Consider the following 25,369-nt stretch of genomic DNA (forward strand, 5'->3'; position numbering starts at 1 on the left):
CACCGTGACGCCGGCTGCGTGCACGCTAGATCGGTGAACGTTGCAACACCGTTGCAACACGGCCGGGGTGCCAGCGGCCCCTTGCCCACTGATCCGGTTCGCGCCACCCTGTCGGGGGGAGGTCTCCATGACCAACGGGTGCGACGGGCGCCGGGTCGCGCAGGAGCAGCTGCTCACCGGGGTCCGCACCGCCGCCGCGGCCGACCGTCGTGCGCCTGGCGGTGGCGAGCAGGCGCTCGGCCAGGTGCGCCCCGAGGTACTGGAATCCTGGACACGCTCCCGCACCTTCGGGGTGGACCCGGAAGCCACCGTCCCGCCCGTCGATCTCGTCGACGACGCGCTGGAGGACTACCGGGCGTCGCACCCGCTGGGGCAGGCGATGCCGGTGGTGCGCGACCTGCTGGTCGAGCATGCGGCGTCCGACGAGATGATCGTCGCGGTGAGCGACGCCGCCGGCATGCTGCTCTGGGTGGAAGGCGACCCGGCCGCCTGCCGCCGGGCCGAGCGGATGCGGTTCGTCGCCGGGGCCCGCTGGGACGAGCAACACGCCGGCACGAACGCTCCCGGCCTGGCGTTGGCGCTCGGGGTCGGCATGCGGGTGGTGGCCGCCGAGCACTGGGCCCGTCCCGTGCAGCCGTGGAGCTGCTCGGCGATGCCGGTCCGCGATCCGGTGGGCGGTGCGCTGCTGGGCGCGCTCGACGTGACCGGCGACGAGCGGGCCGCCTCTCCCGGGGCGCTGGCGCTCGTCCGGGCCACCGCCGCCGCGGTGGAACGCGAGCTGCTGCTGCGGCAGCACCGAGACGAGGGCGTGCGTCGTGCAGCCGAGCAGCCGCTGCGTCTGTCCGTTCTCGACCCGGGTGGGCCGACGCTGTCCCAGCACGGGCGCACCAGGCGGGTCAGCCTGCGCCATGCGGAGCTGATGCTCCTGCTCGCCGAGCATCCGCAGGGATGCAGCGCCGGCCGGCTCGCCGTCCTGCTCGACGAGCGGGACCTCGACGAGGTGACGGTCCGTGCCGAGCTTTCGCGGCTACGGCGGGTCCTCGGGCCCGAGGCGCTGCGTTCCCGTCCGTACCGGCTCGCCCCGGGGGCGCTCACCACCGACGTGGACGACGTCCGGCGGGCGCTGGCCGCCGGCGACCCCGCGGCGGCCATCACCCTGTGGCGCGCACCGTTGCTCGCGCGCTCCGGCTCCCCGGGGGTCGCCACCGTGCGCCTGCGGATGGCGCAGGAGGTGCGGGCGGCCCTGGAGCGCAACGGTGATCCGATCCTGCTGCTGCGCTGGGTCGAGGGCCCGGTCGCCGCGGACGACCTCGCCCTCTGGCGCCGATGCCGGGACCTGCTGCCCGCGGGCCCGGAGCGGGACCGCGCGATCGCCCGGGTGCGCCTACTCGACCGCGAGAGCCGCTGACCGACGAGGACCGCTGACCGACGAGGACCGCTGCTCGCCCTCGCCGCCGCCGGAGTCCTGGAACCGCGGGTGGCCGGTCAGGTACCGCTGGCCGACGCGGCCACGGCGTACGCCAAGGTCGCCGGCGGCGGCCAGCGTGGCCGCTGGCTACTGATCCCCTGACCGATCCCCTGCCTGGCCCGCTGACCCGCCATCTGGCGGGAGCGCCGCCCCCGCGCCCGCCGTGAGGTCCCGCGGTTGCCGCAGCCGTACTCGGCTGGCCCGGGCTTCGAGGTAGCGCTGCTCGGCGAGGCTGGCGGTGGCCCGTGCGGCCCTCCGGTAGTGCTCGTACGCCCCGGCCGGGTCGCCGTTCCGCTCCAGCAGATGCGCCCGGACGGACAGCAGACGGTGATGCCCGGCCATCCGCTCGTCACCGTCCAGGGTCGCCAGCAGCTCCAGACCGGCCGGCGGGCCCTTGGTCTCGGCGAGCGCGATCGCCCGGTTGAGGGTGACCATCGGGTTGGGTGCGATCCGTTCCAGGATCAGATAGAGGGCGTGCACCTGCGGCCAGTTGGTCTCGGCGGCCGTGGCCGCGTCGGCGTGCGTGGCGGCGATGGCGGCCTGCAGCTGGTAGGGCCCCAGGGCCGGCCCGGCCAGCGACGCCGCGGCCAGCTCGGTGCCCTCGTCGACCATCCCGCGGTCCCACCTCGCGCGGTCCTGTTCGTCCAGTGGCACCAGGTCGCCGGCCGCCGTCGCCCGGGCCTGGCGGCGGGAGTGGGTCAGCAGCATCAGGGCGAGCAGCCCCGTCACCTCGCTGTCCTCGGGCAGCTGGGCGTGCACCATCCGGGTCAGCCGGATCGCCTCGTGCGCGAGGTCGGCGCGGTGCAGCTCGCTGCCCGACGAGGCGACGTAGCCCTCGTTGAAGATCAGGTAGAGCACGTGCAGGACGACCCGTAGCCGCTCGGCGTGCTCCGTGCCGCCCGGCAGGCTGAACGAGCTGCCGGCGGCCCTGATGCGCTGCTTGGCGCGACTGATCCTGGCCGCCATCGTGGCCTCGGGCACCAGGAACGCGCGGGCGATCTCGGCGGTGGTCAGACCGCCGACCGCCCGCAGCGTCAGCGCGGTCTGGGAGGCGGGCGTCAGCGTCGGATGGCAGCACAGGAAAAGCAGGACGAGCGTGTCGTCGTTGTCCGGAACGTCCTCGGGCACCGGCTCGGTGGCCGTCGCGCTCTCCCGCTCGCGGCGCGCGTGGTCACTGCGCATCTGGTCGATGAGCCGCCGGGACGCAACCGTCATCAGCCAGCCGCGCGGGTTGTCCGGCACCCCCTCAGCCGGCCACTGCACGGTGGCGGCGAGGGAGGCCTCCTGCACGGCGTCCTCGCATCCTTCGAACTGCCCGTGCCGACGTGCCAGGGTGCCGAGGACCTGCGGCGCGATCTCACGCAGCAGGTCCTCGATCGCTGGTGCGGTCATACGTCCAATTGTCCGTCGGCGAACATCACCTGCCGCACCTCGACACCCAGGCCCTCGATCGCGGCGTCCGGGATCTGCGCCGCCAGCTCGATCGCCCGCTCCTTGTTCTCGACATCGATCAGGTAGAAGCCGCCCAGATACTCCTTGGACTCGACGAAGGGCCCGTCGGTCACCACCCGCTGGCTGTCGCGCACGGCCACCACGGCGGCCTGCGCCGGGTCGACCAGCGCGAGTCCGGTGATCAGCTCGCCGGACTTCTTCATCGCCTCGATGAGCCTGCTGTGGCCGTCACCGACCGCCGCCTTCTCCTCCTCGGTCAGGACGTCCAGCAGGGCTGGGTTGATAACCAGGCTGATCACGAACTTCATGGGTTGCTCCTCGTGGTTCGCGAGCCCCGGCTGGGCCCGCCGACCACCTGGTCGGAGCCGACCGAGCCGTCTTGACGTGCCCGCCCGAACATCTTCCGCCCGAACATCTCCTGATGAGAGGGCCCGGAGGAATCGGACGGTCTACCAGGCGACGGGGCCGTCGGCGTCGACGAAGGTGCCCGTCTCGGCGTCGGCGGGCAGTGTCGCGGCGCTGACCACGACGTGCGCGGCTTCGTCGGCGGTCAGCGGCGCCAGCTGGCGGTTCATCGGGGTCAACTCCGTCTGGACGAAGCCCGGGCACACGGTCGTGACCTTGATGGAGGTGTCCTTGAGGTGCTTCGCCAGCTCGATCGTGAGGCTGTTGAGTGCGRCCTTCGAGCTCCGGTACGCGGGCAGGAACATCGAGTAGTACGGAGACTGCGAGTTGTTCTGATCGGCGAGCGAGCCCATCGTCGAGGACACGTTGACAATCCGGCCGGCGCTGCTTCGTCGCAGTAGCGGAAGGAATATCTCGGTTACCGTTACCACGCCGAAAACATTTGTCTCGAACGTTTGCCGGAACGTGTCCGGGTCCGCGAGGTCGTGGGTGCTGGTGTCGGTGGCCTCGGGGAGAACGCCCGCGTTGTTGACCAGCACGTCGAGACGGCCGTATCGCTCCTGGACGGCGGCTGCGGCGGATCTCACGGTTGCCGGCCTGGTGACGTCGAGTTCCACCCAGTCCACGGTCCCGCGGTTTGCGCCCAGTGCCTCGACGGCCGTGCGCGCTGCTGTCTCCCGGCGCGCTCCAATGATTACAGCGGAGCCCGATCGGCTCAGATGCGCGGCGGTCGCATACCCCAGGCCTCGGCTGCCGCCAGTGATGAGAACGATGGTGGGCATTCGGATCTCCAGGATCTCCGGCGTATTTCCTTGCAGGCTAGTTCCTGCGTGCCGAACAATGCTGGCGAGAATCCGACGTGGCATTCTCCGGCCCGATACAGGACGGCGGCGTCGTTCCCTCCGTGGCAGTCTCCGGTATGAGGCGAAACGTGAGCTAGCCACTCAGGGCGACGAACCGCTTGAGCTTGCCTGTCGAGGCGTGCCGGGGGATCCGCGCAACGGTGGTCACGCCTATGTCGGCATCCGGGAGACCGTAGGGCCGTAGCGAGCGGGCCAGCGCCGTGGCCACCGCGGTGGTGTCGGGTGACCCGACCACCAGCACATCCGCCCCACCAGCGGTCTGGCGCACCTGGTACTCCGAGATCAGCGGGTCGGTGCCCAGCACATGCCGGAACACGCTCGCCGGGACCGTTCGCCGCCCGTAGCGGAAGTCGTCGTCACGCCGGCCGACGATGTCGGCGACGCGCGGCATCGAACTCCCGCACGCACAGCGGCCAGGCAGCATCGTGATCTCGTCGCCCAGGTCGTAACGGATAAACGGGAAGGTTCGCCCCGCCAGTCCGGTCGCGAGTGTGCGCGCCGCCGGCTCGTCGGGGGCGACCGGCCGCCCGGCCGCATCGACCCGCTCGAGGATCACCTCGTCCGAGCAGATGTGCAGGCCGTCGCCGTCGGGGTGGCCGCAGCCGACGGCCTGGACGCCGATCTCCGTCGAACCCCACAGGTTGTGGACGGGGACGCCCCAGGCGGCGTCGATGGCGTCGCGGTCCTGGGCGCTGAGCGGCTCGGAGTTGGTGCTCACCCGAACCGGCCGGATGTCGAGCTCTCCCGCGTTCGCGGCCCGGGCGAGACGGCCGATCACCGAGGCATAGCCGACGAGATGGGTCGGCCGTGCCTCCCTCACCGCGCGCAGGATCTGATCGAACGGGGCCGTCGTCGGGATCACGAAGGTCCGCGTCGACGGCCCGGTCGCGACGTCGAACAGCGGCGTGCTGGCGTGCGGCGGCTCGCCGGCCTCCAGCACGGCCAGCCGCGCCGGCCGACCGGCCGGGCCCGCCGGGCCCGCAGCGCGGTCCGAGTCGGCAGCGCGGTCCGAGTCGGCTGATGCTCGCTCGCCCCGCACCTGCCATCGCCAGGCGAGACAGGCGAGCGTGATGAACTGCTCCCAGTCCCAGATGTAGACGCCGCGCACACCACTTGAGCCGCCCGAGCTGAAAACCTGCAGTCCGGTGGGCGTGTAGGAGAACCAGCCCTGCTGGGCCAGCACCCGTTCCGCGCCTGCCCGGTCGATATCCGGCGTGGTGACTATCGCGTCCCAGTTGCTCTGGACGTCCTGCTTGGTCATGGCCGGCAGTCGCGCGAGGTCGTCAACCGTCGCCGTGGCCGGGTCGATGTCGGCCATCCGGGCCGCGTGGAAGGGCGAGTGCTCGCGCGCGAGACCCAGCAACGACCGGAGCCGTTCCGTGCGGTAGTCCTCGATCCGCTGGCGCGGCCACGTGAGCCGTGCCGCATGGTCCTCGAGCGCGGCCCGCACAGCGCTCAGATGCGCTGCGCGCAGACGCCGGTAGACCGCTCTGGGGTCCTCGCCGAACACGCACACAGTGTCGGCCGCAGGCCCCGGCTACGCCAACCATGGCTCCGCGGGCAGTCAGACCGGGGCGGAGGAGAAAACTGCCCAGCCGGATGATGCCGGCACGTGGAGCTGACGCGAGACTCAGCTCGGCGGTTTCGCAAGGCGATATGTCGCATGGGGATCGCTGTGTGTCTTCGTCGTTCTGTCGATCAGGCCGTCGGAGGTCAGTCTGGTCAGGGCATAGGTGGCCTGTCGATTGGTGAGGGAAAGCCGTGTGGCGATCTCCGCTCGGCTCAGCGGTGACTCGGCAGCCAGAAGTTCCAGAACCCGCTGTTTGCGCAGTGCGAGGATCGTCCCGGGTCTGGCGGGTGTCACAGCTGCGTGTGCCGGCTCGGGACCGGGCTCGTCGGAGAAAAGCGTCGGATGTGGATCCTCGGCTGTGTCGTCCAGGACGTACCGTGCCCATCGGCGCTGGTTCACCATTCTGACCAGGCCACGCTGGACAAGATCGGCGAGCTCGCGCCGGGCTACCTTGCTGTCCACCGCGAGCTCGATGCGGTACTCGTCGGTCGTCATGGCGCGGCCAGTCCTGAGGATCGCGAGGGCCATCTCCTGGGTCGACGAAATTCCCGGCTGACCCAGCGAGTGCAGCCAGGCCCGGGTACCTTCGTCGAGCAGGGTCCTGTTCGGCACGATGACCCTGAATTCGCTGATGTGGTCTTTGAAGCTGGGTGGTGCGAGTCCGGCCTGGCGAAGGCTGTTGAGAACGGTGGGGATGCCGGTCGCCCGTCCCTCGCACAGTGCCCTCCGGTCTCGGTGGAGGCGAACGCTCTCGAGAATGTCAACGAGCACCCTGTTTCGCGCTGAGGCGATGTTCGTGTCTCCCAGGCGGTCGATGGTGACCGGCCCGAAGAGGCCACCCGGTGAAATCACCTCGAGTCGATCGGGGTACATCTCCACCTGAATGCGTGTTCCTCGGGACATCGGGCTGTAGTCGCGGTGGGCCACGGCATTCACCAAGATCTCACGGAGGGCTTCTGGTGGGTATTCCCAGCGATCCTCCCGGCCGAGTCCCTGCACCATGCCGCGTCTGCTCATGCGGGCGAGCAGGACCGTGAACACCTCTTCGAGCAGGACGGGGGCAGGACCTTCGAGAATCTTGTCGTCCAGGAAGCGCTGGCCATCCGGGCCGGGCTCTCCCTTGCGCGTCGTGGGATACACGGTCACGGTGATCGAGCAGGCGCGCAGTGCGTCGAAACCCTGCGGGTCCAGGCCCAGTGCGAGCAGTCCGCCCAGCGACGGGACGAGTCTCTGGTCGTCAGGAGCGCTCCTTACAAGCACTCCGCACCGATGAAGCAGATCCTCGTCGTCCCGTCGGGCCAGCGCTGGCCGGGACCGGCGAAGCTCGCGCAGATAGTCCGCGACGAGCTCGCCGTCCAGGTCGGCACGCCGGGCCTCTTCGACGGGTTCCCTGTCGAAGGCCGGCTGGCCCCGATTGATCAGTAGTTGACTGACCTCGTAGGAGGTGAGTCGATGATCTCCGTCCGAGATGCGGATGTACGAGCCGTTGGGCTGGCCCTTCCCTCGGAGGTAGCAGGGCTTGTCCGCGGGGTCGAGCTCCGGCACTTCTGCGACGACCAGCGTCAGGTTCTCGAACTCCGGCAGGCTGATCACGGGTGCGAGTGGTGGTACAAGAGCGTCCCGGCACAGGCTTGCGATGTCGCCGGCGAGCTTCGCGGCGTGCTCGCAGCCAGTCGTCGCGAACCCGTGCGCCTCGTCGAGACCCAGGATCAGGGTGCCGCCACCCGGCGTGTTCGCGAAGGCGCACAGCGTCTGAATCGTTTCGCTGGGCAACTTGCCAGTTGACGCCCGCTTTACCTCAAGGCCCGCGTCATCCCGGCCGATCCGGCGGAGAGAGGCGACGATCTCGGCCAGTTCCGCAGCCTGCACGCCATGACCTCCAGAGCCTGACACGAGCCTAACACGAGCCTAACACGAACTCGTCAAGCCCCATTGATTGCGTTAGGCTACGATGCGCGCATTAACGATGACTCCTGCTTGTTGGTGTCTCGTGGTGGTCGGCGACGGGTGAACGCGGGTCAGATGCGGTTGACGACCGTGCGGGCCAGGCTCTCRGCCGCTCTACCGATCGCCGGACGGCCGTCGACGTCCCTGCAGGCCGCGGCGAACGGCCAGGTAGATCAGGAACAGTGCGAGGATGGCCGGGCCGACGTGCACGATCACGTAGCCCGCGTAGTAGGGGCCGCCCCAGTCGTCCTGATACGTCCCCGGGTCGCCGGGGTGTTCCGTGGCGAGGATGTATCCGGCCCGGGCGACAAGAACGGCGCCGGCGGCCAGCAGGAGGAGGTGTAGGGCGATGCGCCGTAGCCGGGTGGCCCAGCCGGTGGCAGGCCGCGGCGCCGGCCGGCGTGCCGCCACCAGACCCACCATGATCAGGGCGGCGGTGACCACGGCGGCCACGGCGAGCCCCGTCATGGCGACGCCTGCCCGCGGTGCCGGGCGTGGCGCACGGCGGYGGAGCCGACCAGCAGTGCCGCCGGCATCAGGACCGCGACCAGGGCCAGTGCCCGCAGCGGTGTCGTCGGTGCCCACAGGATGTTGTCGGTCAGCTCGGCTCGTACGGCGGCTGCCTCCACGGCGGCGGTGGCGAGTACCGAGCCGGTAAGCCGGGTGAGCCGCGGCCTGCCCCGGAGGTGGAGCCCGACGGCCAGGCGAAGGACGTCGAGGACGACGGCGAAGGTCAGCGGGGTGTCCTGGAGGAGCGCGGCGAACTCGTCGCCGTAGTGCGCCCGCCACCGTCTGGGGCACAGGGCGAGAAGGGAGTGCCGCACGGTGCTCACGCCTGGGCCAGCCGGATCTGCCCGGTGTGGACGACCCGGGACCAGGTCGCCAGCTGGGCGGCGAGGGCAGCCCGTCCCGCTGCCGTGATCTCGTAGGGGCGGCGGCGGTCGTCGCTGGGCAGTGCGGCGATCAGGCCGCGTTCCACCAGCTTGGTCAGCGAGCCGTACAGGGTGCCGGGCCCGAGCCGGACCCCGGTCTGTTCCAGCACATCGGTGGTGATCGCGTAGCCGTGCTTGGGGCCCTCGCTCAGTGACAGCAGGACGAGTACGCCCGGCTCGCCGAAGCGGGCCAGGCCCTCGTCCCGCCCGAATCTCGCCATGCGATGCATCGTATGGCGTAGTAGTTGGGTGTGGCAACACCCGGTGATCTCCGTTCAGGCGTGGGCGCGCAGCGCCTGGGAGTACCACTCCCAGGCGTCGATGATGTCGTCGGGCGCCTGGCTGGGCGCCCAGCCGTTGATGATGCCGACGAGCGTCCAGTAACGGCCGACGCGGCGGTCGGTGAAGGCCTCGATCCGGTCGGCCACCCGCGTGCGGTCCTCCGGCGGGGTCGGGCCAAGCGCTTCGAGACGCTCGACGATCGTCCGAGCCTCAGGCGCGGCAGGGTCGACACCGGCCCTCGCGGCGGGGCCGGCGAGCTCGCCGACGGCCTTGCCGACATCGAACTGCGCCACGTCCGGCTCCGGCCCCTCGGCCCGGGCCCGCTGCGCCATCCGCCGGCTGGTGGCGATGAAGTCGGGATCCCGCAGCAGCTCGGCGATCTCCACCCAGGCCACGACCTGCTCCGGGGTCGGATCCTCGGGCAGCTCGGGTGCACCCATCRCCATCCTGTCGGCGACGGCGCTCGGGCTGTCACCGAAGACGGCGTCGAGATACTCCTCGACGATCCGGCGACGCTCTTCGTCGGTCATGTTGGTGAGGTCGGTCATCCGTCGCAGCTCCTCTGGGTCGGTGGAACCGATGAAGGCGCGCAGCACCGCACGCTGCAGCCGCAGCACGCGGATCTGGGCGTCAAGGGCGCGGACGTGCCGGGCGGCCACCTCGTCCAGTGAGGTCTCGGCGCCGAGCACCTCCCTGATGTCGTCCAGACCGACGCCGAGCTCGCGCAGGGTACGGATCAGGCGCGCACGGGCGACGGCCTCAGGCCCGAACAGCCGGTACCCTGCCGTCGTACGTCCCTGCGCGGGCAGCACCTCGGCGTCGGCGTAGAACCGCAGTGTCCGTACCGACAGCCCGGTACGCGCCGCAAGCTCGCCGATCATCATGAACCCGATCATCGGGCCTCCACCAACTGGAGAGTCAACCGCCGGAGCCGTCCTGCCACCCGCGCGCGCGGAACATGCGGAACATATGGCCCGGGGGACTGCCCGAAAGGACATTGACGGCCGGATCGGCGCCCGTGATTCTGATTCTGAATCGGAATCGCAGACGAAGCGGCCACTGCGCACGCGGACCGGAATCCGGAGAAACTCGGGCGTCGCGGGTCGCAGGGCCGCACTAACCGGGGGAATTTCCTGCGGCGGTACGCACGCCACGGGCTGACAGCTTGCTGCGGGGCCAAGGTGAACACGAGAGTGGGGATGCGACGGTCGGCCGATCGTGGCATGCGGCTGGCGGTGACCTGCGCCATCCTCGCGATCGCCGCGGTGGCGGTGGTGGTCGTGTCGAGTCACGACGACCGGGCGCTGCGGGTGTCGCTGGACAGCGGGTCGGCGTGGCTGGTGTCCTCCGCGGTCGGCCAGGCCGCGCTGGTGGACGGCTCCTCCGGGCAGCTGATCACCCAGGTCAGGGTCGCCGACCCGGGCTCGGATCTGTCCGCCGCCTCGACCAGTGCCCAGACGCTGGTCGCTGACACGTCCACCGGCACGGTGGTGCGGGTGGACAGCGCCTCCTACGAGGTCTCCAAGCCGGTGCGTTTCGCCCGGCCGGGCCAGCGGCTGCGGGTCTTCGCCGGCCCGCGTCGCGCGTACGTCTTCGCCGAGCAGACCGGGCTGGTGACCAGCGCCGACTCCCGGACGCTGAGCGCGGGCCAGCCGCAGTCCGTCGTGTCACGGATCGGGCCCGGCGGCGGCGTGGTGGACGCGACCGGCCGGCTGTGGCTGGTCGACGCCGGCTCGGGCCGGATCGTCTCCCTGGACAGCGCCGGCACGGGCCCGGCGGTACCCCGCACGGGGGCCGTCGCGTCACCGGCGGCCCGGCTGCTCGAGGTCGGCGGGCGAGCCGTCGTTGTCGACGGGGATGCCGTGCGTCCGTTGCACGACGACGGCACCTTCGGGGGGCCGACCTGCCTGGCCGGCGGCGCGCGGGACGACACCGCCGTACTGACCGGATCCGCGGCCGCGTCCCGGGTGTACGCCGCCTCCGGGCAGCGAGGTGTTCTCCTCGTCAGCGACCTGGACAGCAACCGGTGCGACACCGCGATCGACCTCGACGCCGCGGGGCACACCCTCGGCGCACCCACGGAGGCCGCGGGCCGGGTCTTCATCCCCGACTTCACCACCGGCCAGGTCCATATCGCGGACCTGGCCCACCCCGACACCGTGACGCACGCCGACGTCCTCGACCCGGACACGCCGTTCGACCTTGTTCCCAGCGGGCCGTTCGTGTTCTACAACGACCCCGCCAGCGCCCGCGCCGGAGTCCTGTCCCTGACCGGCCAGACCATCCCCATCCAGAAGTACAACCCCGACCGGCCCGGGGACAACCTGTTCTCCGGAGGCAGCGGCGGCGCGGAAGACACGCAGGGCTCCGGCGGCTCCGGCGGCTCCGGGGACTCCTCGAAGCCCACCACCCCACCGACCGGCACAGCGTCGCCACGGCCACCGACGCCGACCGTCTCCGGCACGCCGGATCGTGATCGATCCGCCGTGCAGATCCAGACCTCGACGAATCCGGCGACAGCCGGCCGCCCGGTGGTGCTGCGTGCGATCGCCTCCAACGGGGCGAGGCTGGCCTCGGTGCGGTGGTCGTTCGGCGATGACGCGGGTACCGCGGCGGGAGCGGAGGTGTCGCACACCTGGGCACGGCCGGGCAGCTACCCGGTGACCATTCGGGCCGGGCTCGCCAGCGGCGAGCAGGTCCAGGTCAGCAGCACGATCAACGTGGTGGACCAGGCGCCTCCCACGAAGCCCGACCCGTCGCGCACCCCACCCCCCGGCACTTCCACGGGCACCCCGCCTCAACCGGACCCCGACCCGACTCGGACCCAGCCGCAGCCCGATCAGCCCGCCAACCCGGCGACACCCACCCTCGACGTCGCGCAGACGTCCACCACCTCCCTGGACGTCAGGGTTCGCCCTGGTACCGGAGCGGGCGCCGCCGTGACCCGTTACGCCCTGGACGCGTCACCAGCGACGGGCACGACGGTCAGCGCCCTCGGCGGCGGCGCGTTCCGGGTCGACGTCACAGGATGCGACGCCTTCACCCTGGTGGGCACGGTGTCCGCGGCGAACGGCGCGACCGCGCGATCCCAGGCGCACCAGGTCGCGGCGCGCACGGACGGTGACTGCGGCCCGCCGCAGGCGTCGCTGGCCGTGACACCGACCTCCGGAGAGGCGCCGCTCACCGTGACAGCCGAGGACACCATCCGTTACCTCGTTGACCCGCACCTGAGCTACCGCATCACTTTCGGCGATGGGAGCCCGGCGGCAGCTGGTTCCTCGGCCACCCACACCTACACGGCGCCGGGCACCTACACCGTCACCCTGACCGCGATCAGGGACGGTTCCGGGGTGACCGCGACGGATACGGCCACCGTCACCGTCGGGGCCCAGTTCAAGGCCACCGCCGGACGCGCCTCCGTCAGCCCGGGATCGGGTACCTACACCTGCCCGCTGACGCTCACCTTCACCGGCACGGTGACCGCGAACGGCGCGGGCACCGCCACGTGGGCCTGGCGCAACCACGGGCCCGGGGCGCAGTCGCTGACCTTCAGCGGCGCCGGGACGCAGACCGTCAGCTTCACGATGACCGTGGACGGCGCTCCCGGGGAGACCACCACGAACACGGATGAGATCGAGATCTACGAGAACGGGCAGATCACCTTCGTATCCCCGGCATACCGCGCCAGTGCCACGATCACCTGCGCATCCGCGGCGCCGTCGACGACCCCGACGCCCCCTGTGCCCTCGAGCACGATCGGCGGAGGCTGACCCGGCGGGTCCGGCTGAGGCTGGCCCGGGTGGGCAGGTGTGGTGATGCGCGGCGGGTAAATGGTTGGCGAAGCGTGCCGGCCCCGCGTGATGATTCCTCCGTGCAGGTAAGCGATCGAGCACACGGCGCCCGCACCGGAGGAACCATGGCGACCGCTGACACCGGGACGGCGTCAGCCGGGCCCCGGCCCGAGGTCCGCGTGGCGGGTGGGGCGCTGCGCGGCAGCCTGGAGTCGGGCGTCGCGGTCTTCCGCGGCATCCCCTACGCCGCGCCGCCGGTCGGCCGGCTTCGCTTCGCCGCACCGCGGCCGGCCGCGAGCTGGGACGGGGTGCGGCCCGCCCTTTCGTACGGCCCCCCGCCGCCGCAGACCGACATGCTCGGCCAGGGCACGGGTGCCCAGGACTCGGGTGCCCAGGACTCGGGGGCCCAGGGTGTGGCGGGCGACGACTGGCTGACGGTCAACGTCTGGTCGCCCGAGGCCGACCCGGCCGCGACGCTGCCGGTGATGGTGTGGATCCACGGCGGCGCGTACACGATCGGCGTGTCCAGCCAGCCCGAGTTCGACGGCGGCCGACTGGCGCGCGACGGTGGCGTGGTCGTGGTGACCTCCAACTACCGCGTCGGGATGGAGGGCTTCGCCCAGTTCGCGGGAGCACCCCCCAACCGGGGCCTGCTCGACCAGGTCGCAGCCCTGGAATGGGTGCGCGACAACATCGCCTCCTTCGGCGGCGACCCGGACGACGTCACGGTCTTCGGCGAGTCCGCCGGTGGCGGATCGGTCGCCGCCCTGCTGGCCATGCCCCGGGCAGCCGGGCTGTTCCGCCGAGCCATCGCCCAGAGCGTGCCGGGCACCTTCTTCTCGCCCCAGCTCGCCGCCGACATCGCCGCCGCCTGCGCCGCCGAGCTCGGACTGCGTCCCACTTCGGCGGACCTCGCCACGGCGGACCCGGCGCTGCTGGCCCTCGCCGGTGACGTCGTCGCCGCGACGCTGACCACCCGGGCGCAGCGCTGGGGCCAGCCCGCACAGCGATCGATCCTGTTCGCGCCGGTCGTCGACGGCGACGTCCTGCCGGCCACCCCGTGGCAGGCCGTGGCATCCGGCAGCAGCCGGGACGTCGACCTGCTGGCCGGCCACACCCGCGACGAGCAGCGGCTGTTCACCGCCTTCACCGGCCTGCTCGGCCAGGTGACCCCCGAACAGGCGGAGACCGCGCTTCAGGTCTTCGCCCCCGGCCCGGACGGCGCCCACCGCTACCGCGGCGCCTACCCGGACGCGAGCCCCGACCAGCTCTACGAACTGGTGCACTCCGACTGGCTGTTCCGGATGCCCACCCTGCACCTCGCCGAGGCGCAGGCCGCGGCCGGTGGCCGGGTGCATCTCTACGAGCTGACCTGGCCGGCCCCGGGGATGGGCGGCGCGTTCGGAGCCTGCCACGGCCTCGATGTGCCGCTCGTTTTCGGCAACCTCACCAGCGGCCAGCCAGCCCTGCTGATCGGTGACAGYCCCTCCGCCGAGGCGACGGCCCTGTCGGCCCGGATGCGGACCGCCTGGACCGCCTTCGCCACCGGGGGTGACCCCGGCTGGCCGGCCTACGACCGCGACCGGCGCCTCACCCAGCTCTTCGACGTCTCCTGCGCCGTCACCGCCTACCCGGAGGAGCGATCCCGGCTGATCTGGCAGGACCACTCCTTCCCGGCCCTGCTCCTCGGCGCGGAGTGACGACCGAAGCCTGTGTACGACCGAAGCCTGTGTACGGCTGCGGCCTGTGTACGGCTGCGGCGCGAGTGAGCACGCGCCGCGGTCGTCAGAGTGTCGAGCGGTCGAGTTGCGCGGCGAGCGGCTGGCTCGCGGCGCGAGCCCCGGGGGACCAGGCCGGGAAGCCTCCGTCCTGGTAGCGGGCGCGGGCGGCGGCTCGCATGATCTTCCCGCTGCTGGTCGTCGCGAGCTCGGACGCCCCGGTGAGCACCAGATCGCCGATCGACACCTCGTGCTCGCGAACCACCGCGGCCCGGATCGACGCCGCGACGTCGTCGGGGAGGACATCCGGCGTCTCCCGGACCTCCGCGACGACGACCAGACGCTCGCCGGCAGCCGGGTCGGGAACCGCGAAGGCGGCCACCCGGCCGGCACGCGCCGCGGGATGTGCCTGTTCCGTGGTCCGCTCGATGTCCTGCGGGTAGAGGTTGCGCCCCCTGATGATGATCAGGTCTTTGAGGCGGCCCGCCACGTAGAGCTCGTCGTCGACCAGCACCCCGAGATCCCCCGTGCGCAGGAAGCGGCGGCCCGGCTCGTCGTCCGGGCAGGTGGCCTCGAAGGTGGCGGTGCTGGCCTCGGGGTTGCGCCAGTAGCCGCGGGCGATGTGCGGCCCTGACACCCAGATCTCGCCGATCGCGCCGGGCGGGCACACCTGCCCGGTGGCCGGGTCGACGATGCGGACGGTCTCCTCCGGCAGGACCCGGCCCGACCCGACGAGCACCTGGCCGTGCCCGAGCCCGCCCGCGGCCGGGACGTAGCTCCGCCGAGCGAGGCCGTCGCGGGCCGCGGTGATCGTGCGTGGGCCGCGGCCCGGCCGGCTGCCGGTCACCAGCAGGGTCGCCTCGGCCAGGCCGTAGCACGGGTACGACGCCTCGGGACGGAACCCGTGCGGGGCGAAAGTCTCGGCGAACCGGGCGAGCGTCTCGGCACGGATCGGTTCCGCGCCGTTGAACGCGACCTTCCAGCTGCTCAGGTCAAGCCGCCCGGCGCCGCCGCCGGCGCCGATGTCGCGGCCCCGTGCCGCCTCCCGGGCGGCGCGCGACACACAGAGGTCGAAGGCGAAGTTCGGCCCGCCGCTGGTGTGGGCGCGGTAGCGGGAGATCGCGGACAGCCACAGCAGCGGCCGGCGGACGAACGCCGCGGGTGACATCAGGACGCTGGTCGCCCCGATGTGCAGCGGCTGCAGGACGTTCCCGATCAGGCCCTGATCGTGGAAGAAGGGCGCCCAGCCGACGAAGGTCGACCGTTCGTCGTGCCCGAACGCACGCCTGATCATCTCCTGGTTCGCCACGAGGTTGCCGTGGGTGACCATGACGCCCTTGGGGGCCGCGGTGGACCCGGATGTGTACTGCAGGAACGCGATGGCGTCCAGGTCCGGTGGCCGGAGGTCGCCGCCCTCCGTGAGCGCGTCCGCCGTGACGACGTCCGCGCAGCGGTCCCGGTCGAGCGCGAGCCGGCGCACCCCCGGGCGGATCTCGTCGAGGGCCGCGCCGACGGAGGCGAGCAGGCCCGGGACGGTGAGCACCGCAGCAGGATCACAGTCACGGACGATGGCTCGGGTCGAGTTCTGCACGTGGCCGGCCCGCGGCGGGTTGACCGGCACCGCGATGATCCCGCGGTGGAGGCAGGCGAAGTAGGCGACGATGAACTCGGGGCCTGATCCGAAGGCGAGCAGCACCCGATCACCCGGCCTGGCGACGTCCGCCAGCCGCCGGCTCAGGGTGAGCGCCTCGGCGTGCAGCTCGCCGTAGGTCAGCGCGCAGTTCTCCTCGCCGCGGTCGTCGAGGAACACGTAGGCGCGGTCGGTCGGCTGCGTGGCGGCGCGGACGTGCAGGGTCTCGGGCAGGGAACGAGCCGCGGCCGGCTCCGGGCCGCTCACGCTCACGCTCACGCCGGAGCCCCGGTCACCGCTCCGGTCGTCTCCACAGCTCCGGTCGTGTCCACAGCTCCGGTCGTGTCCGCGGGGCCCAGTGCCTGGGACATGAGGGTGACGATGGCCGTCCGGTGCCGCTGGTGGAAGAAATGGCCGCCGGTGAAGGTGTGGAACGCGAACGGCGCGTCCGTCTCGTGCCGCCAGGCCTCGACCTGGTCGATGTCGACCACCGGGTCCTCCGTCCCGTAGAAGGCGGTGATGGGGCAGCCCAGCCGCGGTGTCGGGCGGTAGCCGTACTCCTCGGACAGCTCCAGGTCGGCGCGGGTGACCCGGACCATGTAGCGCAGGAACGCCCTGGTACGGGGAACGACGCCGTCGGTCGCGCCCATCGCCTCCATCGCCGCCACGAACTCGTCGTCGGGGAACCGGTGGACCGGCGGCCGGCGGCTCGGCTGGTGCGGGGCCCGCCGGCCGGAGACGAACAGGTGCGACGGCGGCCTGCCCGCGGCGGTGAGCGCCCGCGCCAGTTCGAACGCCACCAGCGCGCCCATGCTGTGCCCGTAGAGCGCCAGCGGCCGCGCACCGCTCGCTGTGTCGCTCGCTGTGTCGCTCGCCGTGCTGCCCGCGGTGTCGCTCGTCGCGCCGCCTTCCGTGCGGCCCGCCGTGCCGTCGATGAGTGCGGCCACCTGCGGCAGCAGGGCTCCGACGGCGTCACCCACCTGCCGCAGCGGCGGCTGCGCCGTGACGTCCTCCCGCCCGGGCAGCTGCGCCCGCACCAGGATCACCGCCGGCGGGAACAGGCCGATCCAGCGGGCGAAGGAGGTGGCGCCGGCCCCAGCGTGCGGGAAACAGACGAGCCGCACGGACGGCTCCCGGCTCCCCGCCGGCTCCGTTGCTTCGGCCGGGCCGAGGCGCAGCCACGGCATGCCCTCGACCGCGGTCAACGGACGTCCCCGAGGGCGACGGGCAGATGGGTCAGCCCGCGGATGATGAAGCTGTGCGCCTGCCAGCTCGGCTCCGGGCCCTGATCCGCCGCCGGCTCGATCCGTCCCGCCCGCCGGTACAGGGATTCGAGCGCGATCTCCGCCTGGGCCTGGGCCAGCGGTCCGCCCAGACAACCGTGCATCCCGTGCCCGAACGCGAGATGCCCGCCGCCGGTGCGCCCACGGCCGGCGCGACCGATGTCGAAGCTGTCGGGCCGGTCGAACACCGCCGGGTCACGGTTGGCCGCGCCGAGGCAGAGCAGCAGCTCGTCACCGGCTTTCACCCGTTGCCCGCCGAGCTCGGCGTCGCCCGAGGCCAGCCGCTTCGTCAGCTGCAGCGGGCTGTCGTAGCGCAGTGCCTCGGCGACGGCGTCCGGGGCCAGCTCGGGGCGGCGGTGCAGCAGCGCGTCCTGCGCCGGGTCGGACAGCAGCGCGAGCAGCGCGTTCCCGATGAGCGAGGTGGTCGTCGCAAGCCCCGCGACGAAGCACATGATGCAGACGAAGGCGATCTCCTCGTCACCCAGCCGGTCGCCGCTCCCGGTCCGCGCGGCCAGCAGGCGGCTGATCAGATCCTCGCGCGGGCTCGCCCGACGCTCGCCGACGACGTCGCCGAGGGCGCTGACGAACGTGTCGACGACGTCCCGCACCCGGGTGAGGTCGTCGGCCTTGAGCAGGCCCGGCTCGAGCAGGAACCGGATGTCGTGGGTCCACCCGCCGACCTGGTCACGCAGGTCGTCCGGCAGGCCCATCCAGTCGCCGAGGACCGCGATCGGCAGCGGTGCCGCGAAGTCGCCGACGGCGTCCATGCCGCCGAGCTCCAGGGCGGGGCTCAGCAGCCGGTCGACCACGGCGTTGATCCGCGGGCGCAGGGTGTTCACCGCCGAGGCGGTGAACACCCGATTGACCAGAGCGCGCAGGCGCCCGTGCTCGGGATCATCGGTGAACACCAGGGACGACGCCGCCAGCCGCCCGATGCGTCCCAGGTCGTGGGGTCCGGCTTCGTGAGGCCCGGCGGCGTGGCGGTTGGCGTCGTTCGGGTTGGCGTGGTGGGGGTTGGCGTCGTGCGGGTCGGTGCCGTGGGGCCTGGCGGCGTGGCGGCCGAGCCGGGCCGCCGCCCGCTCGATCTGGCCGGGGATGACGCCGACGCCGAACCGGCGGTCACGCAGCACACCGTGCACGTCGGCGTGCCGGGTGAGCACCCACATGCCCAGCGTGCGGTGAACCGGGCGGTGTTCGCGCAGCCGCCGGTAGATCGGGTACGGGTCCTCGCGGAACTCGGCGCTGAACGGGTTGAAGCGGATCGTCGTGCTCTCGGCCGCCGCCGTCATCGTGCGGCCGCTCGCCTGGCGTAGCCGCGGGGGTAGGGCGCGAACACCAGTCGGTACAGACAGATCTTGCCCATCCGGAAGCCGAGGGCGGACATGCGCAGGTAGCGCTCGTAGCGGGCGACGACGTCCGGCCCGACGAGGCCAGCCGCCTCCGCGCGGTGCGCGCGCAGGCGGCTGGCCCACCGCTCGCAGGTCCAGGCGTAGTCCAGGCGGTCGTTACGCACCGACCGCGTCTCGAGCAGGCCCTCCGCGGCGATGGCGATCTCCGCCAGGGTCGGCAGCTCGGCGTCCGGGAAGATCTCCTGCTGGATGAACGTGCTGGCCGCCTCGCGGGGCATGTTCGCGTAGGCGATCGTCTGCAGCGACAGCGCGCCGTCATCGGTCAGCCAGGACCGGGTGCGCTCGAAAAACTCCCGGTACGTCCGGATCCTCTCGGCCGGTGAGTCGTCCGGGCGGGCGAAGTGCTCGAAGGCGCCGATCGAGATGATGCCGTCGAAGGGGCCGTCGGGCTCGTAGTCCCGCCAGTCCTCGGTACGCACCTCGACCCCGGGATCACCGATCCCGGCGATGTGGGCCGCCTGCTCGACGCTGAGAGTGAGCCCGACGGCCCGCGGCACCCGGTAGGTGCCGGCGAGACGTCCCAGGACGGCACCCCAGCCGCAGCCGATGTCGAGGACGGCTCCGGCGCCGCGGGCGTTGACGGCGTCGAGGTGGAAGCGCAGCTTCCGCTCCTGGGCGGCCTCGAGATCGTCGTCGGGGCCGTCGGGCATCGCGCACGAGTAGGTCAGCGACGGGTCCAGCCACAGCCGGTAGAACTCGTTGCCGACGTCGTAGTGGTGGCGGATGGCAGCTGCGGCCGCGGCCCGGGAGCCGGCTGCGGCCGTGGCCCGGGAGCCGGCCGCCTGGGTGGTCAAGCCGCCCCTTGCCCGGTCAGCGTGTGCAGGTAGGCGGCGACCGCGTCGATGTTCGGGTTCTCGAACAGCGCCTCGGGCGGCAGGTCGACGCCGTACCGCTCCTCCACCTCGATCAGCAGCGAGACGGCGACGGCCGAGTCGATTCCCAGGCGGTCGAACGACGCCGTGGGTGACACCGCGTCCGGCGCCACTCCCAGCAGGTCCGCGATGTACGCCTGGCACCAGCGCGCGATGGATTCCTGGCTTGTCGTCACGGTGGCTCGTTCCTCAGTCAGGAGGTGACGGTGGGAGTGACCGCGGCGTTCGCGGTCGTCCTGCGCGCGGAGATCCGCCGCGGGGAGGGTGTCTTCAGATCGCTGGCGAGGCGCAGGGCGGCGCAGGTCCGGATGAACCAGTAACCCGGGTCGAGACGATACCAGCGCAACCCGAACGACGGCGATTCGGGAAAGGCGTGATGATTGTTGTGCCAGGATTCACCGAAGGTGAGCATGGCGAATACCCCGCCGTTCCGGCTGTTTTCCCGGGAGGCGAAAGGGCGGGTACCGAACATATGCAGAAACGAATTGATCGCCCAGATGGTGTGTTCCAGGACGAACATGCGGACCAGCCCACCCCACAGCAGCCCGTAGAGCGCGCCGGTCAGGCTCTGGTCGACAAGCCCTCCGACGGCCGCGGGCAGTGCCAGCCCCAGCACGACCCAGAGGTAGTAGCGCCTGGCCACCCGCATCAGCCCGCGGTCCCTGATCAGGTCCGGGGCGTAGTGGACGACGTTCGGGTACTCATGGCGGCGCATCCAGAGGAAGTGCGAATGGGCCAGCCCGCGCAGCCGGCCCGCCAGCCCTGCGCCCGCGAGGTTCGGCGAGTGCGGATCACCTTCGGAATCGCTGCGCTCGTGGTGGCGGCGGTGGATGGCGACCCACGAGACGAGGCCGCCCTGCCCGGCCATCGACCCGCTGATCACGAGCGTCGCCGCCAGGGGAGGCGTCGCCCGGAACGAGCGATGGGTGAACAGCCGGTGGTACCCGACGGTGATGCCCAGCCCGGTGACCACCCACATCGCCAGCAGCAGCGAGATCTCGGTGGCGCCGACGGGACGCACTGCCAGCAGCACGAGTGCCACCGCCGTCCCGAGAATCGGCGCGACGTCGAACAGCAGGAAATGCCGCCGCTGCAGACGGTGCACATAGGGATTGCTGATGGTCTTCCGGCGTGGTTCGGTACCGACCCGGCCGGGCTCGGCTGCGGGCTGATGAGATGCCAGCAGGGTGTTGTCGGCGCGCGCGACGGGCCCGGTGCCCTCGTCGACCATTCAGCTCACCAGTCCTCCGCTCGATAAACAGGAGTCTGCTCGGCAGGCCACCTATTTATAACCAGCAAACACCGGGGGTGGTGTTCGCGCGCGGAGCTTTCTGCTTTTTTCTATCGGGGGAGTGGCGCCGCTTCTCGATGGCCGCCGGACCGGCTGGATCTGGTAGCGGTGTACGACGGCGCGAGTCGCATGACCCCGTCGCGTGAGCGCGCCGCCGACTCGGTGGCCCGTTCCGGCGGACCGCAGGAAGTGGCGGCTCCAGGACCGATACCGGGCTTTGAGTTCCGCGCCCAACCACCACCTGGTGATCCAACGGGGATCTCGCGTTGCGACACGGTGCCGGCAATTCATGCCAACAGGGGCGGATGGGGCATAAGATCGTTTGGTAATCCGCAAGAAGTAAGGATTTCGGTTGCTGTGGCAGCCAAAATCCTCAATTCTTGCGTGGAAGCAATGGCTCCACCCGGGCCCTGGTCGGCGTCAGGGTACTCATCAGGGTAGCTACCCTGATGAGTACCCTGACGGCATCCTGATGGGCCGACATTCATCCTGACGGGCAGCCGTCACACTCGGGCGGTGCCCAGGATCGGGTGCCTGCCGAGGCTGAGGCCGGCGAACGCAACGATCAGCCAGATCGGGCCGACGATGCCCGGGAACCCGGCGATCGACAGCGCACCCGACATGAACAGCACCGCGACCGGCGGGATCAGGCTGACCAGGCCCAGCCACCGCGACACCAGCCGGTCGCGCAGGCCCAGCCAGGCGACCGCCCCCGCGGCGACGACGACTCCGAGGTAGCCGATGAACGGTCCGAAGTCGTTCAGCATGAAGTAGACGAACTGGCCATCCGTGTTGAAGCCGTTCTCGTTGAGCCCGCCCGGCAGGTACAGCGCCAGAGCCAGCTTCCAGCCGTAGCCGAGGCTCAGCGCCGCGGCGGACGCGGTCAGCCCGTCGGCGACCACCCGGGCGGCCACGGCTCCGCGCGCCGCGGTCACCGCCTTCGCGCGCCAGGATGCGGCCAGCACCAGCAGGAGGGCGACCGTCACGTAGCCGAGCGCACCACCGAGCTGGAGCTGCCCGCGGGAGAGCTCGGCCAGCGCGTCCGGCCCGACCTTGTCCGTCCCGACGTTCGGGCTGGTGAACATCGTCGCGACGATGCCGAGCACGCCGGCGCCGACACCGAGCCACGTCCACCGGGCTCGGGTGGGCGCACCGGCGTCGACATCGTCGCGGTAGCCGCGGGTGACCTGCGCTGTCGTGGTTGTCATGGTGGTCCGTCCCCTCCTCGTGCCGGTGGCCCGATCGCTGCCGGCGTTGTGAGGACAAGCCTCGGGCGCCCGACGTCCCGCAAACGAGGGACAGCCGCCCCGTGCCCGGGACGTGCGTGCGACACCCGGGACGTGCGCGCGACACCGCGCTGATCGGGCTCGCGACAGTGCGCTGACCAGGCGCGACATCGCGCCGATCTGGCGTGATGCTGGGTGCATGGGGGCATCTGCGCCGGTATCCGGCACCTGGGACGGCGCGGCACCGCACCCGGTGGCGCCCCCGCTCGTGCCGTGGATCCCGCCCCGGCCGTCGTCCCCGCCGGCGCCCGCGCCTACGGTCCCACCCGCGCCTGCGCCTGCGCCCGCATCCGCGCCCGCGCCCGCATCCGCGCCCGCGGTCCCGGCCGCGCCGGCGGCCACGATGACGTCCGGAGCCGTCGTGGCCTTGGTGCTCGCGGTCGGGCTGGCGCTGCAGTCCGTCCTCTGCTCGGTCGGCGCCGTGCTGCTGCACCGGTACGTCACGGCCCGGACGGCCGAGCACGTCGCGCTGGACCGCGCGGATCTGGTCCTCGCCATCGCGTTCCCGCTGGTCGCGGCCCTGGTGCTGGTCTACCAGCCGCGCAACCGGGTCGGCTGGCTGCTGCTGACGACCGCGCTGACCGGCCCGTACCTGCTGGCCACCCAGTACGCGGCGCTCGCTCTGCTGCCCGGTGCGCAGGGCATCTCCGGTGCACAGGGGCTGCCCGCCCAGGAGGCGGCCACCTGGTTCGCGACCTGGGGCTACGTTCCGTACCTGGTGCTGTGGGGGCTGGTGCCGGTGCTGTTCCCCGACGGCCGGCTGCCCTCCCGGCGGTGGCGGGCTCCCGTCATCGCCACCGCCGCGGCCATCGGATGCCATCTGATCGCCCGGATGTTCTGCCCGACCCAGCTGGACGTGTCATCGCTGCTGCGTAACCCGTACGGTCTGGAGTCCGCGACCGGGCTGCGCTACGTCACGATGATCACCTCCCTGGCGGTCATCTTCGGCGGCGGGCTGCTCGGACTGCTGGCGGTCGTGACGCGGCTGCGCCGGTCCACCGGCGTCGAGCGGGCCCGGCTGCAGTGGCTGGTGCTCGGGGTCGCCTGCCTGGTCGGCGCGACCCTGCTCGGCGCGCTCCCGCACGGGCCGGACGGGCAGGCCACCGGCATGGACGTCGGGATGGTGCTGCTGGTCGCCGCGATCGGTGTCGGCGCCGTCCGCCATCGGCTGTTCGACATCGGGACGGCGCTCAGCCGGATGCTGGTGTACGGCCTGCTCACCGCGTTCCTGCTGCTGGCATACGCGGCGACGGTCGCCGGCGCGGGCGCGCTGGTGCCGGGGCGGCGGATCGCCTACGGCGTGCTCGCGGTCGCGGCGCTGGTCGCGGCGGCGGCCCGCGACCAGCTGCAGCGCCTCGTCGACCGGCTGCTGTTCGGCGCGGCCCGTGACCCGTACGCGGTGCTCGCCGTCCTGCGTGGCCGGCTCGACCTGGCCACCGGTCCGGTGGACGCGCTCTCCCAGCTCACGGACGGGGTGCGGGAGGCTCTGAAGGTGCCCTACGTAGCAGTCGAAGGCAGCGACGACCGGCTGCCGACGATCGAGTCCGGGACGTCCGTCGGCTGGCTTGAGCGGCTGCCGGTGCCCGCCAGGACCGGACGCGGGCGCGCCGGCACCCTGCTCGTGGGCCGCCGCCACCCGGCCGACCAGTTCACCGAGACGGAACGGGCGATGCTCGACGACATCGCCCGGCGGGCCGGCGACCTGCTCGACGCGGCGAGCACGCAGCATGACCTGCGGCGCAGCCGGGAGCGGCTGGTCACCGCGCGTGAGGAGGAACGCCGCAGGCTGCGCCGCGACCTGCACGACGGCGTCGGCCCCCAGCTCGCCGCGATGGCGATGCAGCTGGACGTCATCTCCTCGGGCCTGGCGGAACGGGACGACCCCGCGGCGGAGCGCGCCGCCCTGGTCCGGGACCGGCTGCGCGGCACCGTGCGCGAGATCCGGCACATCGTCGAGGATCTGCGCCCGCCCGCGCTCGACGAGGGCGGGCTGGCGGTCGCCCTGACGCAGGCCGTCGCGCCGTTCGCGCCGGTCGTGACCCTGGACGCACCGGCCGATCTGGCGGCACTCATCCTGCCGGCCGCGACCGAGGTCGCCGCGTACCGGATCGTCGCGGAGGCGGCGACGAACGCGGTCCGGCACTCGGGCTGCGAGCGGTGCGTCGTCCGGGTTCGGGCCGAGCCGCCGTGGCTGCTGGTCGAGGTGCGCGACGATGGCGGCGGCCTGGCCGCCGACGCGGTCCCGGGAATCGGGCTGCGCAGCATCCGGGAGCGGGCGAGCGAGGTGGGCGGCCGCCTGGAGGTCCTCGACGCCCGATCAGCCCGCCCCACCGGCGGAACTGAGCCGGGCGGAACTGAGCCGGGCGGGACTGAGCCGGGCGGAACTGGGCGCGGCGGAATCGAGCGCGGCGGAATCCAGCGCGGCGCGATCGCGCGCGGCGGGATCGGCGCGGGCAGCGGCACGGTGGTTCGGGCGCGGCTGCCGCTGCGGGAAGGTGGCCCGGCGTGACACCTCTGCGCGTCGTGATCGCCGATGATCACGAGCTGTTCCGGGACGGGCTGCGCGGCCTGCTGGCCGACCTGGGCGCGACCGTGGTCGCCGAGACGGCGGACGGCAACGCAGCGCTGGCGGCGGTGCTGCTGCACCGGCCAGACGTGGTGCTCATGGACCTGCGCATGCCGGGCCTGGGCGGCATCGAGGCCACCGCGCGCATCGGCGAGCAGGCGCCAGGGACGTCCGTCCTGGTCCTGACGATGAGCGAGGACACCGCCTCCCTGCAGGCGGCCCTGCAGGCGGGGGCACGCGGCTACCTGCTGAAGGAGTCGTCGAAGGCGGACGTCGCGCGAGCGTTGGAGGCGGTGGCGCGCGGTGAGCTGGTCATCGGACCGGGGGTCGCCGACAAGGTGCGCCACGCCGTCGGCGGGCTCTCACCACGGATCTTCCCCCAGCTGACGGACGCCGAGATCCGGGTGCTGGACCTCGTCGCGGACGGCCTGGCCAACGGGCAGATCGCCGCCCGGCTGTCCCTCTCCGAGAAGACGGTGCGCAACCGGATCTCGACGATCCTCACCAAGCTCGAGGCGGCGACCCGCACCGAGGTGATCCTGCGGGCCCGCGACGCCGGCTTCGGATCCGCTACCGCCGAGTAACGGCCCGATTCGTGGGCCCG

Annotated in this window: 21 protein-coding genes; 5 read left to right on the forward strand and 16 right to left on the reverse strand. The window is 72.1% G+C overall.

The features are described from left to right. The first annotated feature begins 127 nt into the window (after positions 1 to 127). Positions 128 to 1,408, forward strand: a complete 1,281-nt coding sequence (locus CcI49_RS10980; protein WP_076826130.1) for a GAF domain-containing protein — start codon at positions 128 to 130, stop codon at positions 1,406 to 1,408. 147 nt (positions 1,409 to 1,555) lie between these two features. Here the strand turns inward: CcI49_RS10980 and CcI49_RS10985 are convergent, their stop codons facing one another. From CcI49_RS10985 to CcI49_RS11025, 9 genes are all read right to left on the reverse strand, one after another. Continuing rightward, positions 1,556 to 2,860: a sigma-70 family RNA polymerase sigma factor gene (locus tag CcI49_RS10985; RefSeq protein ID WP_076826132.1), complete on the reverse strand. Its 1,305-nt coding sequence runs from the start codon at positions 2,858 to 2,860 to the stop codon at positions 1,556 to 1,558. After that, positions 2,857 to 3,228: a YciI family protein gene (locus CcI49_RS10990; protein WP_054568479.1), complete on the reverse strand. Its 372-nt coding sequence runs from the start codon at positions 3,226 to 3,228 to the stop codon at positions 2,857 to 2,859. Before CcI49_RS10990 ends, CcI49_RS10985 begins: the two co-directional genes overlap by 4 nt. A 141-nt stretch (positions 3,229 to 3,369) precedes the next feature. Further along, positions 3,370 to 4,107 carry an SDR family NAD(P)-dependent oxidoreductase gene (locus CcI49_RS10995; RefSeq protein ID WP_076826135.1) on the reverse strand — a complete coding sequence of 246 codons (738 nt, stop codon included), beginning with the start codon at positions 4,105 to 4,107 and terminating at the stop codon, positions 3,370 to 3,372. A 154-nt stretch (positions 4,108 to 4,261) separates the two neighbouring features. Further along, positions 4,262 to 5,704, reverse strand: coding sequence for a phenylacetate--CoA ligase family protein (locus CcI49_RS11000; protein ID WP_054568477.1), 1,443 nt, complete (start codon positions 5,702 to 5,704; stop codon positions 4,262 to 4,264). Positions 5,705 to 5,818: 114 nt separating this feature from the next. Further along, the gene (locus CcI49_RS11005; protein ID WP_076826137.1) at positions 5,819 to 7,627 is read right to left on the reverse strand and encodes an ATP-binding protein; all 1,809 of its coding nucleotides are present in this window, start codon (positions 7,625 to 7,627) and stop codon (positions 5,819 to 5,821) included. Positions 7,628 to 7,819: 192 nt separating this feature from the next. Next, a complete protein-coding gene (locus CcI49_RS11010) occupies positions 7,820 to 8,173 on the reverse strand; it encodes a hypothetical protein (protein WP_076826140.1) in 354 nt (117 codons plus the stop codon). Next, positions 8,170 to 8,538 carry a hypothetical protein gene (locus CcI49_RS11015; protein ID WP_241839996.1) on the reverse strand — a complete coding sequence of 123 codons (369 nt, stop codon included), beginning with the start codon at positions 8,536 to 8,538 and terminating at the stop codon, positions 8,170 to 8,172. The genes CcI49_RS11010 and CcI49_RS11015 overlap by 4 nt, the downstream gene beginning before the upstream one ends. After that, positions 8,535 to 8,858 (reverse strand): PadR family transcriptional regulator, encoded by a 324-nt coding sequence (locus CcI49_RS11020; RefSeq protein WP_054568475.1) that lies wholly within the window; start codon positions 8,856 to 8,858, stop codon positions 8,535 to 8,537. Before CcI49_RS11020 ends, CcI49_RS11015 begins: the two co-directional genes overlap by 4 nt. A 54-nt stretch (positions 8,859 to 8,912) precedes the next feature. Beyond that, a complete protein-coding gene (locus tag CcI49_RS11025; RefSeq protein WP_076826143.1) occupies positions 8,913 to 9,815 on the reverse strand; it encodes a MerR family transcriptional regulator in 903 nt (300 codons plus the stop codon). A gap of 303 nt (positions 9,816 to 10,118) precedes the next feature. Between CcI49_RS11025 and CcI49_RS11030 the strand changes: the two genes are divergently transcribed. Both CcI49_RS11030 and CcI49_RS11035 read left to right on the forward strand, forming a co-directional pair. Next, positions 10,119 to 12,689 carry a PKD domain-containing protein gene (locus tag CcI49_RS11030; RefSeq protein WP_158230745.1) on the forward strand — a complete coding sequence of 857 codons (2,571 nt, stop codon included), beginning with the start codon at positions 10,119 to 10,121 and terminating at the stop codon, positions 12,687 to 12,689. A gap of 146 nt (positions 12,690 to 12,835) precedes the next feature. Further along, on the forward strand, positions 12,836 to 14,410 hold the full coding sequence (locus tag CcI49_RS11035) for a carboxylesterase family protein (RefSeq protein ID WP_076826148.1): 1,575 nt from the start codon (positions 12,836 to 12,838) through the stop codon (positions 14,408 to 14,410). Positions 14,411 to 14,495: 85 nt separating this feature from the next. Here the strand turns inward: CcI49_RS11035 and CcI49_RS11040 are convergent, their stop codons facing one another. From CcI49_RS11040 to CcI49_RS11070, 7 genes are all read right to left on the reverse strand, one after another. Then, entirely contained in the window at positions 14,496 to 16,337 is a 1,842-nt protein-coding gene (locus tag CcI49_RS11040; RefSeq protein WP_241839997.1) for a fatty acyl-AMP ligase, read from the reverse strand. Further along, positions 16,334 to 17,263, reverse strand: a complete 930-nt coding sequence (locus CcI49_RS11045; RefSeq protein WP_241839998.1) for an alpha/beta fold hydrolase — start codon at positions 17,261 to 17,263, stop codon at positions 16,334 to 16,336. Before CcI49_RS11045 ends, CcI49_RS11040 begins: the two co-directional genes overlap by 4 nt. Beyond that, positions 17,260 to 18,630, reverse strand: a complete 1,371-nt coding sequence (locus CcI49_RS11050) for a cytochrome P450 (protein ID WP_076826151.1) — start codon at positions 18,628 to 18,630, stop codon at positions 17,260 to 17,262. Before CcI49_RS11050 ends, CcI49_RS11045 begins: the two co-directional genes overlap by 4 nt. Then, on the reverse strand, positions 18,627 to 19,544 hold the full coding sequence (locus tag CcI49_RS11055) for a cyclopropane-fatty-acyl-phospholipid synthase family protein (RefSeq protein WP_076826153.1): 918 nt from the start codon (positions 19,542 to 19,544) through the stop codon (positions 18,627 to 18,629). Before CcI49_RS11055 ends, CcI49_RS11050 begins: the two co-directional genes overlap by 4 nt. After that, entirely contained in the window at positions 19,541 to 19,798 is a 258-nt protein-coding gene (locus CcI49_RS11060) for an acyl carrier protein (RefSeq protein ID WP_054568469.1), read from the reverse strand. Before CcI49_RS11060 ends, CcI49_RS11055 begins: the two co-directional genes overlap by 4 nt. A 17-nt stretch (positions 19,799 to 19,815) precedes the next feature. Next, entirely contained in the window at positions 19,816 to 20,853 is a 1,038-nt protein-coding gene (locus CcI49_RS11065) for an acyl-CoA desaturase (protein WP_083749428.1), read from the reverse strand. 563 nt (positions 20,854 to 21,416) lie between these two features. Continuing rightward, positions 21,417 to 22,121, reverse strand: a complete 705-nt coding sequence (locus CcI49_RS11070; protein ID WP_076826156.1) for a hypothetical protein — start codon at positions 22,119 to 22,121, stop codon at positions 21,417 to 21,419. A gap of 439 nt (positions 22,122 to 22,560) precedes the next feature. On the opposite strand from CcI49_RS11070, the gene CcI49_RS11075 reads away from it, so the two are divergent. Both CcI49_RS11075 and CcI49_RS11080 read left to right on the forward strand, forming a co-directional pair. Continuing rightward, entirely contained in the window at positions 22,561 to 24,708 is a 2,148-nt protein-coding gene (locus CcI49_RS11075) for a histidine kinase (protein WP_241839999.1), read from the forward strand. After that, positions 24,705 to 25,349: a response regulator transcription factor gene (locus tag CcI49_RS11080; RefSeq protein WP_054568466.1), complete on the forward strand. Its 645-nt coding sequence runs from the start codon at positions 24,705 to 24,707 to the stop codon at positions 25,347 to 25,349. The genes CcI49_RS11075 and CcI49_RS11080 overlap by 4 nt, the downstream gene beginning before the upstream one ends. Positions 25,350 to 25,369: the final 20 nt, after the last annotated feature.

It is taken from the genome of Frankia sp. CcI49, assembly GCF_001983215.1.
GTDB lineage: Bacteria > Actinomycetota > Actinomycetes > Frankiales > Frankiaceae > Parafrankia > Parafrankia irregularis.